The organism is Pseudomonas chaetocerotis, from assembly GCF_015712105.2.
In the GTDB taxonomy this organism is placed as follows: domain Bacteria; phylum Pseudomonadota; class Gammaproteobacteria; order Pseudomonadales; family Pseudomonadaceae; genus Aquipseudomonas; species Aquipseudomonas chaetocerotis.
In genome coordinates, this window is sequence record NZ_JACFYX020000009.1 from 229,754 (window position 1) to 247,830 (window position 18,077).

Below are 18,077 nucleotides of genomic sequence, written 5' to 3' on the forward strand. Positions count from 1 at the left end.
TGCCCGAGTTGTTTTACGCAACAGCGACAGCGATCCTGGACGCTTCAGAGGCGCCTTTGTCGCGCCCCCCCCAGCAACCTGACAAGGACTAAAAACCCAGTATCCACAAGGACTTGAGGTTTATCGACGAATCTCACCGCCCGCTTCAAGGACTGCCAGAGCAGTTTTACCTGACTGACCAGTCATCCAAAAAATCATGAGCTAACTGTCTTTTTTTCTGAACCATTCGAAAAACGTGTGGGTCCCAAGTGCAGGCCATCGTGGCACGCCAATATCGCCAAAACCCTTGGTAGACGGGCAGCACGATGGGCCAATTGCCACGGATATCGTCGTTCATAGGAGTGTTTCAAATGGAGTTAGCCGCCATGAAGACCCATACCGAGAAAGCCCCGCGCAGCCGCCTGCACGGGATCAAACTGGCCGCCCTGGCGCTGGGTAGCAGTCTGGTACTCGCTGGCTGTGCGGGTAACCCGCCCAGCGAACAGTATGCCGTGACGCAGTCTGCCGTGAACTCGGCGATCAGCGCCGGCGGAACCGAATTCGCTCCGGTGGAAATGAAAGCCGCGCAGGACAAGCTGAAAGAAGCGGAGTTCGCCATGCACGAGGAGGAATACGAGAAAGCTCGTCGTCTCGCCGAACAGGCCGAATGGGATGCCCGCCTCGCCGAGCGCAAGGCCGAGGCCGCCAAGGCCGAACGCGCGTTACAGGACGCCCGTCAGGGTGTTCAGGACCTGCGTGAAGAAGGTATGCGCAACGCTCAGTGAGCGGCCCTCCCCCCCAATTCGCTGACAGATATAAGGATGAATCGCCATGCGTAAACACGTGATGATCCCCGCCCTACTGGCTCTGAGTGTCGGCCTGGCTGCCTGCTCGCATCAGCCCAACGCCAACCTGGAGTCGGCCCGCAGCAACTTCTCCACCCTGCAGAGCGACCCGCAAGCCACCAAGCTGGCAGCACTGGAAACCAAAGAAGCCAAGGAGTGGCTGGACAAGGCCGACAAGGCCTACATGAACGATGCAGATGAGAAGAAAGTCGACCAACTGGCCTACCTCACTAATCAGCGCGTCGATGTAGCGAAGCAGACCATCGTTTTGCGTAATGCCGAAAACGAGCTGAAAAACGCATCGGCACAACGCGCCCAGGCACTGTTGGACGCTCGCGATGCGCAGATCCGCAAGCTGCAGAACAGCCTCAACGCCAAGCAGACCGAACGCGGCACGCTGGTGACCTTTGGTGACGTCCTGTTCGACTTCAACAAGGCCGAACTCAAGAGCAGCGCGCTGCCCAATGTCACCGAACTGGCGCGTTTCCTTCAGGAGAATCCGGAGCGCCAGGTGATCGTCGAGGGCTATACCGACAGCGTCGGCTCGGCCAGCTACAACCAGGGCCTGTCCGAGCGCCGCGCCGAGTCCGTACGCCGCGCCCTGGTACGCTCTGGCGTGGCGCCGACGCGCATCGTCGCTCAGGGGTATGGCAAGGAGTACCCGGTCGCGGACAACTCCAGCGACTCCGGCCGCGCACAGAACCGCCGTGTGGAGGTAACCATCTCCAACGACAACCAGCCGGTCGCTCCGCGTTCGGCTACCGGCGCCTGATAGATAGCCGCCGCAACGAAGAAACCCGCCTGATGGCGGGTTTCTTTTTGGTACATCGCATTTTCGCGGGGAGCATACGCTTGACACCGAACTGGCAAGTTTGTGTGCGTATCGCTTGCTGACTTAGCACTGTCCATTACCGCATGCGCTGAACGTTTGGGTTGCGCCCCTCACGGGCGCCACACCTTGATTCGCTGCGCTCACCCTGCGGGCCAGCCTGCGGCTGTTACTGCGCTTCGCTACGTTTCTTTGCTTGCCCAAGAAAGGTGTGCCAAAGAAGGGCACCCCGACATCCGGGTTTCGCTACGCGAAACTTCCCTCGCTCCGGTGTCGCTCCGGGGGCCGGCTTACATGGGCCATCCCTGGCCCATTAAGCCTCTCGCCGCATCCATGCGGCTCGTCCCCCAGCGCAACTCCTCCACTCGGCCTCCTGAAGGGGACCGGGCCGCGAGCTTGCGACATCTCCGCAAGATCAAAGCCAGTAGCGTTTGGCTTTTGCTCTTGAAGCGCGGATCTTACAGACGACTCCCAAGTCCCCTTCAGGAGGCCGAGTGGAATCGCCGTGGAAGGGGTTGAGCGACATGGATGTCGCGAGAGCCGTGATGGGCCAGGGATGGCCCTTCACGGCGTGCCCCTGTAACGGTGATGGAGCGAGGGAACCCCGGCGCAGCCGGGGCCGTATGTAGGGGTGTGTTTCTTTGCTTACTTTCTTTGCACAAGCAAAGAAAGTGAGTCGCCCGTAAGGGGCGAAACCCATCAGGCCAGGCGGCGTGTTAATGGAGAGTGCCAAGTCATCGACAGCTAACACTTAATTGCCAGTCCAGTGTCAATCCGCACTTTCCCCAAACTATGCGAAGAACCTTCTTTTTAGCGCCGAACCTTACTGCTCCAGCGCCGGGGTTTCCTGCCCCATGCAGCGCACCGCCTGCTTCTTGTTGTCCACCAGCACGCCGGTCAGCCCCTTCTGCTGAAGATCGAACAAGACCAGCACGCCATCGATGCACTGCGCCACCTGGTTGGCTGGTTTCAGCGAGACCTTGTAGTCCTCACCGGGTATGGTCTTGAGCATGGTGAAATCGGACAGCAGCAGCGCATCTTCCGGTTTGGCGAAATGCACGTAGCCGTAGTACCAGAGCACGCCGATGGTGCCGACGATGCTGGCGACACCCGTGAAGATGAGGGGAATGGGATTACGTTCGGTCATTGCGGACTCTCTGTTGCGGATTCGGTAGCCGGCCCCTGGCGTTCGACAAACGCCTGCGGCGCGCTGAAGAACGCCAACAGCGACTGGCGCCAGGCGGGCTCGGCAAAGGTTTGCACGTGCAGGCCACGGGTCGCCTGAAAGGCGCGTGGCGGGCGCGCAGCTTGATACAAACGCTGGCCATTGGAAAGCGGCACGATCGTATCGTCAACACTGTGATAGATCAGCAGCGGCAAGCCTGCGAGTCGATCGATGCGTTGAATCGCGCTGTCACCATCCGGCACCAACCAGGACAGCGGCACCTGCAGCGGCCAGGTCAGCCAGGACGAGCTCAGGGCATGGCGGGCCACGTCGCGATAACTGGCTGGCACACCATCGAGCGCCATGGCCTGCACGCCTGAGCGACGCTCGGGATGCTCAGCCAGATAGTGCACGGCCAACGCGCCACCGAGGCTCTGCCCGAGCAGGAAAAGCGGCGCGCCCTGCACCTGCGGCGCCTGTTCGAGCCAGGCGAAGGCCGCATCGATATCCTGATAGATCTCCGGCAGCCGCGGCTTGCCTTCGGACAGACCGTAACCGCGATAATCCAGCATCAGCACCTGATAGCCCTGTTCCGGCAGCCAATGAACGCCGCCCAGGTGCCAGGCCAGATTGCCGCCATTGCCATGCAGATGCAGCACCGTGCCCTTGACCTTCACTCCGGCCTTGGCCGGCAGCCACCAGGCATGCAGGCGCGTGCCATCGGCGGCGCGCAGTTCGATATCGCGGTATTCCAGGCCGGCGCGAGCCGGAGTGATGGGCAGGCCAGGCTCCGGGTAGAACAACAGGCCGCTGCAACCGGCCAACCACAGGCTGGCCAGCAGCAAGGCCAGTGCTCGCAGGCTACTTGCCACCCGCGCGCACCTCTTCGCGCGCCTGAACGGTCGCGGCATAGACACGTTCAGCCAGACGCGAGAACGGCAGACTCTGGATCCACACCGTACCGGTGCCTTTGAGCGTGGTCAGCAAGATGCCTTCGCCGCCGAACAACATGCTTTTGAGGCCTCCGGCCAGGGCGATGTCGTAGTCGATACCGCTACTGAAAGCCACCAGGCAGCCGGTGTCCAGGCGCAGGGTTTCATTGTTCAGCTCCTTGCGGATCACCGTGCCACCGGCATGCACGAAGGCCAGGCCATCGCCTTCGAGCTTCTGCAGGATGAAGCCCTCGCCACCGAAGAAGCCGGCCCCCAGGCGCTTGGCGAAGCTGATACCGATGCGGGTGCCAAGTGCGGCACAGAGGAAAGCGTCCTTCTGGCAGATCAGCCGGCCGCCGACCTTCGCCAGGTCGATGGGCACCACAGTCCCCGGATACGGCGCGGCGAAGGCGACCCGCGCCTGGGTTTTCCCGCCGTTGCTGAAGTGGGTCATGAACAGCGACTCGCCGGTGAGCATACGCTTGCCGACGCCCCACAGCTTGCCCAGCAGACCGCTGGACGAACCGTCCCCCATGCGTGTTTCGAAGCGCACGCCGTCGGTCATGTAGTTCATCGCACCGGCCTCGGCAATTACCGTCTCGCCAGGGTCGAGGATGATCTCCACCGATTGCGCCGAAGCGCCGAGGATTTCGTATTCGAGTTGATGGCTGGGCACTTGCGGGTCTCCGGGGTGGGCCACGACATTGTAAACCTGATGATACGTTGCGGCAGCGGTGCGCGCGGCGCACCCTACGTGCGGTGTGATTCAGAGGATGTTGGCGTAGTCCGCTTCGATGCGATCCAGGCTCAAATGGTTGAGGAAGTTGGAGAAGCACATCCAGGCCGATAGCGCGTTCATGTCCTGAAACTGCGGCGGCAGATACTTGGGCGGCAGCACCAGGCCCTCGTCCACCAGTTTGCGCAGCGTGCGCATGTCTTCCAGGGTGGTCTTGCCACAGAACAGCAGTGGAATCTGCTCCAGCTTGCCTTTGCGCACCGCCAGCTGAATGTAGTTGTAGATGAGGATGAAGCCCTTCAGGTAGGACAGGTCCTTGGTGAACGGCAGCCCCGTCGGCAGCGAGCCGCGGAACACCCGGCTGGCATTGCTGTAGCCGCCTTCCAGACCATAACCCTGCTCGCGGAAGAACTCGAACACCTCGAGGAAATCTGCGCCCTCCTCGGCCATGTGGATGGCGCGGGTGCGGTTGGTCAGCTTGCGCAAACGCGTGGGGTAGGAGGCGAAGGCGATCACCTCCATGAGAATTGCCAGGCCCTCCTGGGTCACCGTCGATGAAGGCGGGCCCTTGGCCAGGAAGGTGCAGATCGGCTGGTTGAGGCCGTTGAGCGTGGTGCCAACGTGCACCAGCCCTTCATGCACCTCCAGCGCCTTGACGTCGCGCTCGTTGAAGCGCGCATCGCTGCGGATCTTGATGTAGTCGGCGCCGGCGGCAGCATCGGCAAGGATACCGTCGGACTCGAACACGCGAATGGTGTCGTCGCCGAACACCCCGGCCAGGCGCTGCTGCAGAATATTCACCGCATCACTGGCCCCGAGGGTCTTGGCCTCGTCTTCCAGATCACCACGCGCGGCGATGTTGTTGAGGTAGTCCGAAAGCATCAGACCCAGATCGGCCAAGGTCGGATCGCCAGCATGAAAGGCGTCCGAGGCAGCGCCATACAGTTCCTGGCTGATCAGGCCGAAGTCCTCGGTGCCACGCGCCTCGAGCATGCGGATGACCATGCGGTATTCCTTGCACATGCGTCGCATGATCTGCCCGACCGGGTTGAACTGGCCGAGCTGGCGGGTGATATCGCGCTCGATATTCTGAAATTCCTGCTTCTTCGCGGTGGCATCGAAGGCCAGCGGCCGACTCAGGTAGTAGTCGCGATCCACGGCTGGCAGCTGCTTGCCCTTGGCCTTGAGAAAGCCGTCACGGATGCCGTCGTCCCACTTCACCGCGTCGAGTATGCGGATGGGCGTTTGCGCATCGACGATGCGGTCACTGAGGGCACGAATACAGAGTTGGTAGTCGTCCAGTTTTTGCTGGCTGTTCATTGCAGTTCCTACTCGGCGGCCCGCTGATAGCGCGCCACCTCGACGAACAGGTCGGCATTGGCCGGGTCGTCGAGGTAGGCGAACACCTTGTCCAGCGGGCTGGTGATCAATGCACCGTCAGCTTCGGGCATGGAGACGGTCTGCCCTTCCAGCAGGCCCTTTTCCATATCCTGGAGAATGCGGTCGGTGTCGAGGTTGTACAGCACCAGTTCGTTGTCCCTGGTCAATTCGAAACCGGCAATGGCGAAGTTGGCGCCCAGGCTCTTCGGCAGGCCCGCCGAGAGGTACCAGCGGCGGCCATGATGAGCGACGGTGAAACCGAACTCCTCGAAGCTGCTTTCGTTGTCCGCGCTGCCTTCATAGATACGCGCCAGGTAGAGGTTGGAGCCGGCACGGGTGATCTCCAGAAACAGCTGATCGCCCCACTCGTCCTGCCGGGTCCATTCGCCCAGCAGTGGTATGGGCGCAGCCTCGTTGGCCGGAATCGGGTCCTTGAAGGTGACCAGGCAACCACTCAACAGCAGGAAGGACAGGGCGACCCATGCGCGCCAGGCTTTCATTTCGCTCTCCTTGTGAAGGCCGTTCGACCCGATGATCGACGGTTTACAACCCCAGAACCAGGTTCATGTAGCGTTTAAGGATGGCCAGCATTCCTTGGCTGTCCAGGTGCTCTACACCGTCTAGCAGGCCCTGATACTCCATCCGCACGATGGCGGCCGTCAACAGCACGGCATCCTGTTCGGGCTGGCGCGAGCCCAGTACCTCGAAGAAGTGGGTGACCCCCTGCTGCAGGATCTGCCGGTGGGCGCGCACCAGCTCGCGCAGGCGTGGATTGAGCAAGGCCTCCTGCTGGAACGCCTGCTCGGCGATCAGATGATCACGACGCTCACGCAACTGGCGCTGCACGTACTGCACCGCCAGAGCGGCGATCTCGTCGGCCAGTTGCCGACGCGCCTGCTCGCTACCATCCAGACGCCCGACCATCTCCTCCAACGCACCCTGAGTGCTGGCCCAGAAGGCCGCCATCTGCGCAGCGCTGCGCTCGACGAACTGGGCGAAGGTATCGGTGATCAGGTCATCGATGTCCTTGAAATAGTAGGTCGTGGCCGACAAGGGTACCTGCGCCTCGGCCGCCACCGCACGATGGCGAACAGCACGCACGCCATCGCGCACGATGATGCGCATGGCGGCATCGAGAATCGCCTGGCGGCGCTGCTCACTGCCCTGGCGACTGGCCTTGCGGCCCTGATACTGGACGCTTTCGGCGACGGCATTGGCTGCCTGGGTGGCATTCGGGGACGCGGGCACGGGGCTCAAGGTGGGTCGACCCTCTGGGTTCTGGTTATGACAGGGAGAGTAATGGCTTGGACAGGCAAGCAAAAGGCTCCGTTTCGCTTACAGCCCGGGCGACCGGTGAAATCGCCGTGAAACGTGCAAAGACAAGTAGCAAAAAGCCGCCCGAAGGCGGCTTTCTGTCTGGCATCAAGCCTGCGGACGCATGTGCGGGAACAGGATGACGTCGCGGATCGACGGTGAGTTGGTCAGCAGCATCACCAGGCGGTCGATGCCGATGCCTTCACCGGCCGTCGGCGGCATGCCGTACTCCAGGGCGCGGACGAAGTCGGCGTCGTAGTGCATGGCTTCGTCATCACCGGCGTCCTTCTCGGCCACCTGGGCAAGGAAGCGCTCGGCCTGATCTTCGGCGTCATTGAGCTCGGAATAGGCGTTGGCGATCTCGCGTCCACCGATGAACAGCTCGAAGCGGTCGGTGACGTTGGGATTGTCGTCGTTGCGACGCGCCAGTGGCGACACTTCGAACGGATACTCGGTGATGAAGTGCGGCTGCTCCAGCTTGCTCTCCACCAGCTCCTCGAAAATCATCACCTGCAGCTTGCCCAGGCCTTCGTGGCCAAGCACCTTGGCGCCAGCCTTCTTGGCGATGGCGCGGGCCTTCTCGACGTCATTGAGGTCAGCCTCGGTGATCTCCGGGTTGTACTTGAGGATGGAGTCGTACACCGACAGGCGCACGAACGGCTCGCCGAAGTGGAATACCTTGTCGCCATACGGCACGTCGGTGCTGCCCAGCACAGCCAGGGCCAGCTCGCGGAACAGCTCCTCGGTGAGGTCCATGTTGTCGCGGTAATCGGCGTAGGCCTGGTAGAACTCGAGCATGGTGAACTCGGGGTTGTGCCGGGTCGAAACGCCTTCGTTACGGAAGTTGCGATTGATCTCGAAGACCTTTTCAAAACCACCCACCACCAGACGCTTGAGGTACAGCTCCGGGGCGATACGCAGGAACATGGCCATGTCCAGCGCATTGTGGTGGGTCTCGAACGGCTTGGCCGCGGCGCCGCCGGGGATGGTCTGCAGCATCGGGGTTTCCACTTCGAGGAAACCGCGCTCGTTGAGGAAGCGACGGATGTGCGCGATCACCTGCGAGCGCACACGGAAGGTGTGGCGCACTTCCTCATTGACGATCAGGTCGACGTAGCGCTGGCGGTAGCGCTGCTCGGTGTCGGTCAGGCCATGGTGCTTGTCCGGCAGCGGGCGCAGCGACTTGGTCAGCAGGCGCACGTTCTGCATGTCGACGTACAGGTCGCCCTTGCCCGAGCGGGCCAGGGTACCCTCGGCAGCGATGATGTCGCCCAGGTCGAAGTGCTTGACCGCTTCCAGTTGCTCGGCCGGCAGGGTCTTGCGGTTGACGTAGACCTGCAGGCGCCCGGACGTGTCCTGGATGACCATGAAGGCGCCACGGTTGAGCATGATGCGCCCGGCCACCTTGACCGGGATGGCTGCGGCTTCCAGCTCTTCCTTGCTCTTACCCTCGTACTGTTTCTGCAGGTCGGCGCACAGGCGGTCGCGGCGGAAATCGTTGGGGAAGGCAATGCCCTGCTCACGGACGGCAGCAAGCTTTTCCTTGCGCTGGGCAATCAGCTTGTTTTCTTCCTGTTGCAGTTCGTTCTGGTCGAGTTGTTGGTCGCTCATGGTCGCTTTATCTGCCTGGCGTGTCGTACAAAGTGTTGAGCAGGTGCCGGCGAGCCGGCCCCCACGGGATTGGTTGCTGGGCTTACAGGCCCTGCTTGAGGCTGGCCTCGAGGTAGCCGTCGAGGTCGCCATCGAGGACTTTCTGGCAGTCACTACGCTCGACGCCGGTACGCAGATCCTTGATGCGCGAGTCATCGAGCACGTAGGAACGGATCTGATGACCCCAGCCGATATCGGACTTGCTGTCTTCCAGCGCCTGCGAAGCAGCGTTGCGCTTTTGCATTTCCAGCTCGTACAACTTGGCCCGCAGCATCTTCATGGCGGTGTCCTTGTTGGCGTGCTGGGAACGTTCGTTCTGGCAAGCCACCACGGTGTTGGTCGGCACGTGGGTGATACGCACCGCCGAGTCGGTGGTGTTGACGTGCTGACCACCGGCACCGGAGGAGCGGTAGGTGTCGATGCGCAGATCGGACGGGTTGATGTCGATCTCGACCTTGTCATCGATCTCGGGCGATACGAACACTGCCGAGAACGAGGTGTGGCGACGCGCGCCGGAGTCAAACGGGCTCTTGCGCACCAGGCGGTGCACGCCGATCTCGGTGCGCAGCCAGCCGAAGGCATATTCGCCCTTGATGTGCACGGTGGCGCCCTTGATACCGGCGACTTCACCCTCGGACAGCTCGATGATGGTGGCGTCGAAGCCACGCTTGTCGGCCCAGCGCAGGTACATGCGCAGCAGGATGTTGGCCCAGTCCTGAGCCTCGGTGCCGCCGGAACCGGCCTGGATGTCCAGATAGCAGTTGTTCGGATCCATCTCGCCGCTGAACATGCGGCGGAATTCAAGCTTCTCGAGGATTTCGCGCAGGCGTTCGACCTCGGTGACGATATCGTTCACCGCAGCTTCGTCGTTTTCTTCAGCGGCCATTTCCAGCAGATCCCTGGAATCGACCAGACTGCCGGTGAGATCGTCGATGGTTTCGACGATCTGAGCCAGCATGGCGCGCTCGCGGCCCAGGGCTTGCGCGTACTCGGGTTTGTTCCAGACGCTGGCGTCTTCCAGCTCGCGGTTTACTTCGACAAGACGATCATGCTTGTGATCGTAGTCAAAGATACCCCCGAATTGACTGGGTTCGCTCGGACAGGTCCTTGATGGCGTTGAGGATCGGATTGATTTCCATGGTAGTCGGCGCTCTCGGGCAAAAGACGCGAAAAGGCTCAATCCGGCTCGCCCAAGCGGCTAATGCGCTGCCCTGGCCGAGCACGACAAGAGCCGTGACCGCAAAGTTTCTGAAAAGCCGGCGAGTATACCCGACTCGAAGCCCCCTGGCAGCCCGCTGACTGACCGGCGGGGCGCGCTCAGAACTTCAGGCTCAGACGCGCTGCCAAGGCGTTGTCGCGCGCGTCTTCGGCGTAATGGCCCGCATAGGTCAGGCCCAGGTAGAGACTGCGGCTGAGCTCATGATCCAGGCTCAGGTCAAGACGCAGGCTGCTGCGCGCGAACTCACGACTGTGCATCTGCTGGAGTGCGCCCTGGCCGTCGACCGCCTCGTCACGCAAGCGGTCGCTGCCCAGGTTCTGCCGCAGCGCCAGACTGGCACGCCCTACCCACTTGCGCTGTTGCCAGTACCAGGGCGCGGCCAGGCGCCAGCCAAGCGTCAGGTAACCACCCTGCTCGTGCGCTGCCGTCAGGCGCAGTCCGTCAAAACGTCGGGCGTCGGCATCCAGATGCACTAACGCCAGGCCGGCAAATGGCTCCAGGGTGAAATCGCGATAGTCCATGGCGTAACTGCTTTCGCCAAACAGCTGCCAACTGCGCGCGTTATCACGCCGATCCAGCTCATGCCAGCCGTGCAGCAACCCGAGCCGAAACCCCAACTGGTTGTATACCCGGGTCGCGGCGTATACCCCAAGGTAACGACTATCGGTGCGGCCATGCCCCTGATCATGATCCAGCCGGGCACGCGTCACGCCACCCAGCACACCGCCGATCCACTGTCCGCCCAGCGCACGATCCATCCCCATCAGCAGCCCCTCGCCGCGGCGCTCGAGGCCGGCGTCGTCCCAGCTCCCCTGGATGCCGTAAGTACGCGACCACAGCGGCCACTCGCCGGCCTCAGGCGCCGCCTCGCGAAAGGCGAAGCGCACTTGCTGCAGACGATCCAGGGCCGCCTCACGCGGCAACCGGCTGTCCTCCAGGAGCAAGGCACGCTGGTCCAACGCCAGGTCGCCAGCTACAACGCTCATGGCGACCTGAAGCAAGCCCAACCCGATCAGCGCTACACGCAGAGCCATGTTCGCCTCCATTCATCGACGCCCAATGCTACCAGAGCACACCGTCAGCCTAGCCCGCCAAGGCTCGGATCGACCGGTCACGCGCTCACCCTGCAACCAGGCTCGCGCTGCGGCAGCATGCCTATCGCCGCTCGCGCATCGGCGGCGATCATCTGCGCGGCCTTTTCCGCGATCATCAGCACCGGCGAGCAGGTATTGCCCGAGGTGATGCTCGGCATGATCGACGCGTCGACCACGCGCAAACCGGCGATACCATGCACGCGCAGACGCGCATCGACCACCGCTTCACGGCCCTGTCCCATGGCGCAGGTGCCGACCGGGTGGAAGATGGTAGTACCGATCTCGCCCGCTGCGCGCTGCAGGTCTTCCTCGCTCTGGTACTGAGGCCCAGGCTTGTATTCCTCGGGCCGGTAGCCGGCCAGGGCGGGCGCGGCGACGATGCGCCGGGTCAGGCGAATGGCGTCGGCAGCCACCTGTAGATCCCGCTCGTCACTGAGGTAATTGGGGCGGATATGCGGGGCGACGCTGGCATCGGCCGAGGCGATCTGAACGCTGCCACGGCTATGCGGGCGCAGGTTACATACCGAGGCGGTAAAAGCCGGGAAGTCATGCAAGGGTTCGCCAAAACGTTCCAGCGACAATGGCTGCACGTGATACTGCAGGTTGGCGCGCGCCTGGCCGGGGTCGGACTTGGCGAAGGCGCCTAGCTGGCTGGGCGCCATGGACAGTGGCCCGCTGCGCTTGAACAGGTACTCCAGCCCCATGCCCAGCTTGCCCCAGGGAGTAGCCACGATGCGGTTGAGCGTTTTCACGCCCTCGACTCGATAGATCAAACGCAGTTGCAGGTGATCCTGCAGGTTCTCACCGACACCTGGCAGCTCATGGTGCACGCCGATGCCCAGGCGTTCGAGCAGTGGCCTGGGGCCGATGCCGGAGCGCTGCAGCAAGGCCGGCGAGCCGATGGCGCCGGCACAGAGAATGATCTCGCGGCGAGCCGCAATGCGCAGCGCCCGCCCCTGACAACGCAGATGCAGCGCACGGGCGCGACCGTCAGCCAGCTCCAGCCGTTCAGCTTCGGCGCCGGTCAGCACCTGCAGATTGGGGCGCTGGCGAATATCGCGCAGAAAGGCCTTGGAGGCATTCCAGCGCACGCCGCGCTTCTGGTTGACCTGAAAGTAGCTGCAGCCTTCGTTGTCACCGCCGTTGAAGTCATCGACGCTGGCGATACCGCTCTGCGCAGCCGCCTCACGGAAGGCCTCGAGAATCGCCCAGGACAGACGCTGGCGCTCGACCCGCCACTCGCCATCGCCGCCGTGCAGTTCGCTGGTGCCGGCAAAATGATTCTCCGAACGCTTGAACAGCGGCAACACGTCACGCCAGGCCCAGCCGGGATTGCCCGCCGCTGCCCAATCATCGTAGTCCGCCGCCTGACCACGCATGTAGATCATGCCGTTGATCGAGGAGCTGCCACCGAGCACGCGGCCACGCGGGTATTTCAGCGAGCGCCCATGCAGGCCGGGATCGGCCTCGGTGTCGTAGCACCAGTCGGTACGCGGGTTGCCGATGCAGTAGAGATAGCCGACCGGGATATGAATCCAGGGATAGTTGTCACGCCCGCCCGCCTCGATCAGCAGCACGCTGACGCCAGGGTCTGCAGAAAGCCGATTGGCCAGCAGGCAACCGGCTGGGCCGGCGCCGACGATCAGGTAGTCGTATGCATCCAGTGGCAGTTGCGACATAAGCATCCTCGCGTGTCGTTCTTGTCGTTGGCCAACAGCCTAAAACAAGCCGGGCGCGGGCATGAATGATCTTTTGGTCTGATGCAGCGGATGAATGTTCAGGCTGCGCCCATAACCTGTGGTGCTGCACCCGTGCTCTGCGCTTTACTTGCTGGCAACCTTGTCAGAGCCGTTACGCGATGCCGCCAGCCCCATCGAGCAACACCCGCAAACCACGTGTCGGCATGCCGCAACGACGTAGTTGGCTACGCTGGCTTCCGGGCCTGCAAACGCTCAGGGACTATCACCTGGCCTGGCTGCCGAAGGACATTGCGGCCGGCCTGGTGCTGACCACCATGCTGGTGCCGGTGGGCATCGCCTATGCCGAGGCCTCCGGCGTGCCAGGCATCTATGGTCTGTACGCGACCATCGTGCCGCTGCTGGCCTACGCCCTGTTCGGCCCCAGCCGTATTCTCGTGCTCGGCCCGGACTCGGCCCTGGCGGCGCTGATTCTCGCCGTGGTGCTGCCGCTCTCAGGCGGCGACCCGATGCGTGCGGTGACCCTGGCCAGCATGATGGCCGTGGTGGCCGGTCTCACCTGCCTGATTGCCGGACTGCTGCGCCTGGGGTTCATCACCGAATTGCTGTCCAAGCCCATCCGCTATGGCTACATGAACGGTATTGCGCTGAGCGTGCTGATCAGCCAGACACCCAAGTTGTTCGGTTTTTCCATCGACAGCCAGGGTCCGCTCAGTGACCTGCGGACAATCGCCGGCGCACTGATCGAGGGCCAGGCCCACGTCTACAGCCTGCTCGTCGGCGCCGGCACACTGGCCTTGATCCTGCTGCTGAGCCGCTTCAGGCAGTTGCCCGGCCTCCTCATCGCCGTGACCCTGGCAACGGCGGCGGTCGCGCTGTTCGACCTCGATACCCAGGGCGTGCAGGTGCTCGGCGAACTGCCACAGGGACTGCCCAGCTTCACCCTGCCCTGGCTGAGTGGTGTCGATCTGGCCAGTGTGGCACTGGGCGGGATCGCCGTCGCCCTGGTCGCGTTCGCCGACACCAGCGTGCTGTCGCGTACCTACGCCGCGCGCACCGGACGCCACGTCGACCCCAACCAGGAGCTCATCGGTCTCGGCGCCGCCAACCTGGCTGGCGGTTTGTTCCAGGGCTTTCCCATCAGCAGCAGCTCGTCGCGCACGCCCGTCGCCGAAGCGGCAGGCGCCATGACCCAGGTCGCCGGTATCGTCGGCGCCCTGAGTGTCGCCCTGCTGCTGGTGCTGGCTCCGGGTCTGATGCAGCACCTGCCCACCAGTGCGCTGGCTGCGGTGGTGATTGCCGCGGTCATCGGCCTGTTCGTGGTCACCGACCTGCGCCGCATCTTCCGCGTGCAGCAATGGGAATTCTGGCTGTCGATGGCCTGCTTTGCCGGCGTGGTGACCTTCGGTGTCATCCCTGGCATCGGCATTGCCGTGGTGCTGGCGGTGATCGAGTTTCTCTGGGATGGCTGGCGCCCTTACTACACCGTTCTCGGCCAGGTAGAGGGCATCCGTGGTTTCCATGACATCAAGCGACACCCCGATGCACGGCAGATACCCGGCCTGCTGCTGTTTCGCTGGGACGCCCCGCTGTTCTTCGCCAATGCCGAGCTCTTCCAGCAATGCCTGCTGCAGGCGCTGGAGCACGCTCCCGCACCGGTGCGTCGCGTGGTGATCGCAGCCGAGCCGATTACCAGCATCGACGTGACCTCTGCCGATATGCTCGGCGACCTGGAACGGACGCTGGCGGATATCGGCATCGAACTGCACTTTGCGGAGGTCAAGGGACCGCTCAAGGACAAGCTGCGGCGCTTCGGACTGCTGCATGACGATCAGGTAGAGCATCTTCAACCCACGGTCAGCGCGGCCGTCGAAGCCTACCTGAGCGATCATGGTGACGGCGCGATGCCGGGCCAGGTCCGGCATGCGGACTGAAACGAAAAGACGACTCAGGCACCGACCGGCAGCGAGCGCACCTGGGCTTCCAGTTCAGTCTTGAGCTCCAGCGGCAGTTTCAGTTGACGCGCCAGCTCTTCGAGGTAGGCGCGCTCCATGAAGTGCTCTTCGTCCACCATCAGCACGCTGGCCAGGTACATTTCGGCGGCCATTTCCGGGGTCGCTGCGGCGCGCGCCACATCGGCCGGGTCCAGCGGCTTGTTCAGTTCGGTGTGCAGCCAGGTCTGCAGTTCGGCATCCTGTGCCAGCTTGCCCAACTCCTCTTCGATCAACTGACGCTCACGCTCATCGACATGGCCATCGGCCTTGGCCGCCGCCACCAGCGCCTTGAGAATGGCGCGGCTGTGCTGCTCGACTTGCGGCGCCGGCAAACGATCCAGGGTTTGCGGCTCGACCGGCTGCGCGCCACCCTGCCGGGCTTGCTGCGCTTGCCAGTTGCCGTAGGCCTTGTACGCCATCACACCGAGAGCAGCCAGGCCGCCATAGGTCAGCGCCTTGCCGCCCATCTTGCGCGCTTTCTTGCTGCCCAGCAGCAGACCGACCGCACCGGCCGCCAGCGCGCCGCCCCCGGCGCCCGAGAGCAGGCTGCCCAGGCCTCCACCCGAGAGCAGGCCACCCAAAGCACCGGCCTGCTGGCCCTGAGAGCCCTTCGCCGCAGGTTTCTGCATGGCCTGCTGGCCGGCCTTGAGCAGTTGGTCGAGCAGATTACTGGTGTTCATCGCGAACGCTCCTGAAAAAGTAGGTTCCGGTGCATCCGACCCCGGATAGCGCGGGGAAATTCCGCATGCGCCTCAACCGACATCGGCTGAATTGACGAGAGTTTCTAGCAGAGTTCGCCCAAACCAGCCGGTCATATTGGTAACGCGGAGTTTCATCGCAACCGCGATCAGCGCGGGGCGATATGCGCCACCATCAACTGCACCGTCTCGTTACCGCGAAATTCATTGAGGTCGAGCTTGTACGCCACTTCGGCCCAGCGCAACGTTGGGTTGGGCCAGACCTCGCGGTCGATGTTGAAGGCGATGCCATCGAGTTGCACGCTGCCGCATTCGGTCTTGAGCACCAGCTTCAAGTGGCGCTCGCCGACAATGCGCTGGCTGACGATCTGGAACACGCCATGGAACAGCGGTTCGGGAAAGTGCTGCCCCCAGGGCCCGGCGTTGCGCAGGGCGCGAGCCAGTTCCAGATGGAATTCGGTAGCATCGAGCTGGCCATCCGAAAGCAGGCGGCCGGTCAGGTCGTCCTCGCACAGCTGGCGGCGTACCTCGGCGTCGAAGGCGACGGCGAACGCGCCGAAATTTTCCTGCGGCAGCGACATCCCGGCGGCCATGGCATGCCCGCCGAACTTGCTGATCAGCCCGGGATGACGAGCGGCCACGGCGTCCAGCGCATCACGGATATGCAGCCCCGGCACCGAACGCGCCGAGCCCTTGAGCATGCCTTCGCCGGCATCGGCAAAGGCGATGGCCGGGCGGTGATAACGCTCCTTCAGGCGCGAGGCGAGGATGCCGATCACGCCCTGGTGCCAGTCGGGCTCGAACAGGCACAGGCCGAACGGCATGTCGTCCAGGGACAGATCCTTGAGCTGGGCCAGCGCCTCGCGCTGCATGCCCTGCTCGATGGTCTTGCGGTCCTGGTTGAGCTGGTCGAGCTGTACCGCCATGTCGCGGGCCAGTGCCTCGTCGTCGCAAAGCAGGCATTCGATACCCAGGCTCATGTCATCCAGACGCCCGGCCGCGTTCAGCCTTGGGCCGAGGATGAATCCCAGATCGGTGGAGGTGATGCGGCGGTGGTCGCGCCCGGCGACTTCAAGGATCGCGCGCAGACCCGGCCGCGCCCGGCCGGCACGAATGCGCGCCAGACCCTGATGCACCAGGATGCGGTTGTTGGCATCCAGCGGCACCACGTCGGCGACGCTACCCAATGCCACCAGGTCGAGCAGCTCGCCCAGATTGGGCTCCTGGCGGCTGGCGAACCAGCCGCTTTCACGCAGCCGCGCGCGCAGCGCCAGCAGCACGTAGAACATCACGCCGACACCGGCCATGGCCTTGCTCGGGAAGTCGCAGCCTGGCTGGTTCGGGTTGACGATGGCATCGGCGGCCGGCAGTTCCGGCCCCGGCAGGTGGTGATCGGTGACCAGCACTCTCAGCCCGGCGGCCTTGGCCGCCGCCACGCCGTCGACGCTGGAGATGCCGTTGTCCACGGTCAGCAGCAAGTCGGGCTGGCGCTGCAGCGCCACGGCGACGATCTCCGGGGTCAGGCCATAGCCGTACTCGAAGCGGTTCGGCACCAGGTAATCCACATGCGCCGCACCGAGCAGGCGCAGGCCGAGCACGCCGACCGAACTGGCAGTGGCGCCGTCTGCATCGAAGTCGCCGACAATCAGGATGCGCTGACGCTGCGCCAGCGCCTCGACCAGCAGTTCGACTGCGGCATCGATGCCTTTGAGCTGCTGGTACGGGATCAGCCGCGCCAGGCCCTTGTCCAGCTCTTCGGCGGACTGCACGCCACGGGCGGCGTAGAGACGGGTCAGCAAAGGCGGCAGATTGCCCAGATCAGGCAGTTGGGCGGGTAAGGGACGGGCTTCGATACGCATGGGACTTCTTTATGTTCGCATGGGAGTGGCTTGTCTCCCCTCTCCCCGAGGGGAGAGGGAACTGAACCGTAGCCCGGATGCAATCCGGGGAATGTGCAAAACCATTTTCCCGGATTGCATCCGGGCTACGGTTTCAACGCTCGCCGGCGAGCCATTCAATGGGAATCTCGTGCTGACCACGCTCGTCGGTGACGAACAGCTCGCCATCGCTGATCATCACGCTCCAGTTCAGCGAGCGCGGCATGTCCAGCGCCAGGTCGGCCAGTGCCTCCTGGCCGAGCGCGACCACGTTGATGTTCTTCAGGCTGCGCACAGGGTCGAGGCACTTGCCCTGCCACACACGCAGGTTGCCGTAAGCCACCAGGCTGAACTTCTCGGTGCGCCGCGAGCACCAGGTGATGCGCTCGCTGTCGGGCTGGCCCACTTCGATCCAGTGCAGCACACGATCGTCCAGGCTCTTTTCCCACAGTGCCGGCTCATCGACATCCGACAGGCCGCGACCGAACGCCAGTTGCTCGTGGTAGAACAGCGCATAGGCAATCAGCCGCGCGGCCAGGCGCTCTTCGGTCTCGGAGGGATGCCGGGCGACGGTGAAACGCAGGTTTTCATAAACGCTGCGATCCATGTCGGTGAGGTTCAGTTCGATCTTGTAGGTGGTCGATGGCAGGGCCATGGCGGGCTTCTTG

General features: G+C 63.4%; 16 protein-coding genes. 3 read left to right on the top strand and 13 right to left on the bottom strand.

Annotated elements, in window-relative coordinates; translation table 11 throughout:
* Nucleotides 1-350 precede the first annotated feature (350 nt).
* Together H3221_RS17560 and H3221_RS17565 are read left to right on the top strand one after the other, a co-directional pair.
* On the top strand, nt 351-764 hold the full coding sequence (locus tag H3221_RS17560) for a DUF4398 domain-containing protein (RefSeq protein WP_397428080.1): 414 nt from the start codon (nt 351-353) through the stop codon (nt 762-764).
* 46 nt (nt 765-810) lie between these two features.
* On the top strand, nt 811-1,596 hold the full coding sequence (locus H3221_RS17565) for an OmpA family protein (protein WP_196475882.1): 786 nt from the start codon (nt 811-813) through the stop codon (nt 1,594-1,596).
* Nucleotides 1,597-2,476: 880 nt separating this feature from the next.
* On the opposite strand, the gene H3221_RS17570 is transcribed toward H3221_RS17565, so the two are convergent.
* The 10 genes from H3221_RS17570 to H3221_RS17615 all read right to left on the bottom strand — a co-directional run bounded on the left by H3221_RS17570 (nt 2,477) and on the right by H3221_RS17615 (nt 12,822).
* Complete coding sequence (locus H3221_RS17570) at nt 2,477-2,800, bottom strand: hypothetical protein (RefSeq protein ID WP_196476726.1); 324 nt, start codon at nt 2,798-2,800, stop codon at nt 2,477-2,479.
* Entirely contained in the window at nt 2,797-3,690 is an 894-nt protein-coding gene (locus H3221_RS17575; protein ID WP_196476727.1) for an alpha/beta hydrolase, read from the bottom strand. Before H3221_RS17575 ends, H3221_RS17570 begins: the two co-directional genes overlap by 4 nt.
* Nucleotides 3,680-4,426: a TIGR00266 family protein gene (locus H3221_RS17580; protein ID WP_196476728.1), complete on the bottom strand. Its 747-nt coding sequence runs from the start codon at nt 4,424-4,426 to the stop codon at nt 3,680-3,682. The genes H3221_RS17575 and H3221_RS17580 overlap by 11 nt, the downstream gene beginning before the upstream one ends.
* A 90-nt stretch (nt 4,427-4,516) precedes the next feature.
* The gene (locus H3221_RS17585; protein WP_196476729.1) at nt 4,517-5,806 is read right to left on the bottom strand and encodes a flavohemoglobin expression-modulating QEGLA motif protein; all 1,290 of its coding nucleotides are present in this window, start codon (nt 5,804-5,806) and stop codon (nt 4,517-4,519) included.
* 8 nt (nt 5,807-5,814) lie between these two features.
* Nucleotides 5,815-6,366 (bottom strand): hypothetical protein, encoded by a 552-nt coding sequence (locus H3221_RS17590; protein WP_196476730.1) that lies wholly within the window; start codon nt 6,364-6,366, stop codon nt 5,815-5,817.
* 43 nt (nt 6,367-6,409) lie between these two features.
* Nucleotides 6,410-7,123 (bottom strand): TetR/AcrR family transcriptional regulator, encoded by a 714-nt coding sequence (locus H3221_RS17595; RefSeq protein WP_192985804.1) that lies wholly within the window; start codon nt 7,121-7,123, stop codon nt 6,410-6,412.
* A 165-nt stretch (nt 7,124-7,288) separates the two neighbouring features.
* The gene (gene lysS, locus H3221_RS17600; protein WP_196476731.1) at nt 7,289-8,791 is read right to left on the bottom strand and encodes a lysine--tRNA ligase; all 1,503 of its coding nucleotides are present in this window, start codon (nt 8,789-8,791) and stop codon (nt 7,289-7,291) included.
* Between the two features lie 82 nt (nt 8,792-8,873).
* A protein-coding gene (gene prfB, locus H3221_RS17605) for a peptide chain release factor 2 (protein WP_196476732.1) occupies nt 8,874-9,969 on the bottom strand; the annotation gives its coding sequence in 2 pieces (ribosomal slippage) (nt 8,874-9,896 and nt 9,898-9,969; 1,095 coding nt in all).
* Nucleotides 9,970-10,147: 178 nt separating this feature from the next.
* Nucleotides 10,148-11,083, bottom strand: a complete 936-nt coding sequence (locus H3221_RS17610) for an autotransporter outer membrane beta-barrel domain-containing protein (protein ID WP_196476733.1) — start codon at nt 11,081-11,083, stop codon at nt 10,148-10,150.
* 77 nt (nt 11,084-11,160) lie between these two features.
* Nucleotides 11,161-12,822, bottom strand: a complete 1,662-nt coding sequence (locus tag H3221_RS17615) for a GMC family oxidoreductase (protein ID WP_397428082.1) — start codon at nt 12,820-12,822, stop codon at nt 11,161-11,163.
* A 224-nt stretch (nt 12,823-13,046) separates the two neighbouring features.
* On the opposite strand from H3221_RS17615, the gene H3221_RS17620 reads away from it, so the two are divergent.
* Nucleotides 13,047-14,774 (top strand): SulP family inorganic anion transporter, encoded by a 1,728-nt coding sequence (locus H3221_RS17620; RefSeq protein ID WP_196476734.1) that lies wholly within the window; start codon nt 13,047-13,049, stop codon nt 14,772-14,774.
* Between the two features lie 14 nt (nt 14,775-14,788).
* On the opposite strand, the gene H3221_RS17625 is transcribed toward H3221_RS17620, so the two are convergent.
* From H3221_RS17625 to H3221_RS17635, 3 genes are all read right to left on the bottom strand, one after another.
* Nucleotides 14,789-15,514 (bottom strand): tellurite resistance TerB family protein, encoded by a 726-nt coding sequence (locus tag H3221_RS17625; protein WP_196476735.1) that lies wholly within the window; start codon nt 15,512-15,514, stop codon nt 14,789-14,791.
* Between the two features lie 167 nt (nt 15,515-15,681).
* Nucleotides 15,682-17,391, bottom strand: coding sequence for a single-stranded-DNA-specific exonuclease RecJ (gene recJ, locus H3221_RS17630; protein WP_196476736.1), 1,710 nt, complete (start codon nt 17,389-17,391; stop codon nt 15,682-15,684).
* Between the two features lie 133 nt (nt 17,392-17,524).
* Nucleotides 17,525-18,064 carry a YaeQ family protein gene (locus tag H3221_RS17635; RefSeq protein WP_072425875.1) on the bottom strand — a complete coding sequence of 180 codons (540 nt, stop codon included), beginning with the start codon at nt 18,062-18,064 and terminating at the stop codon, nt 17,525-17,527.
* Nucleotides 18,065-18,077: the final 13 nt, after the last annotated feature.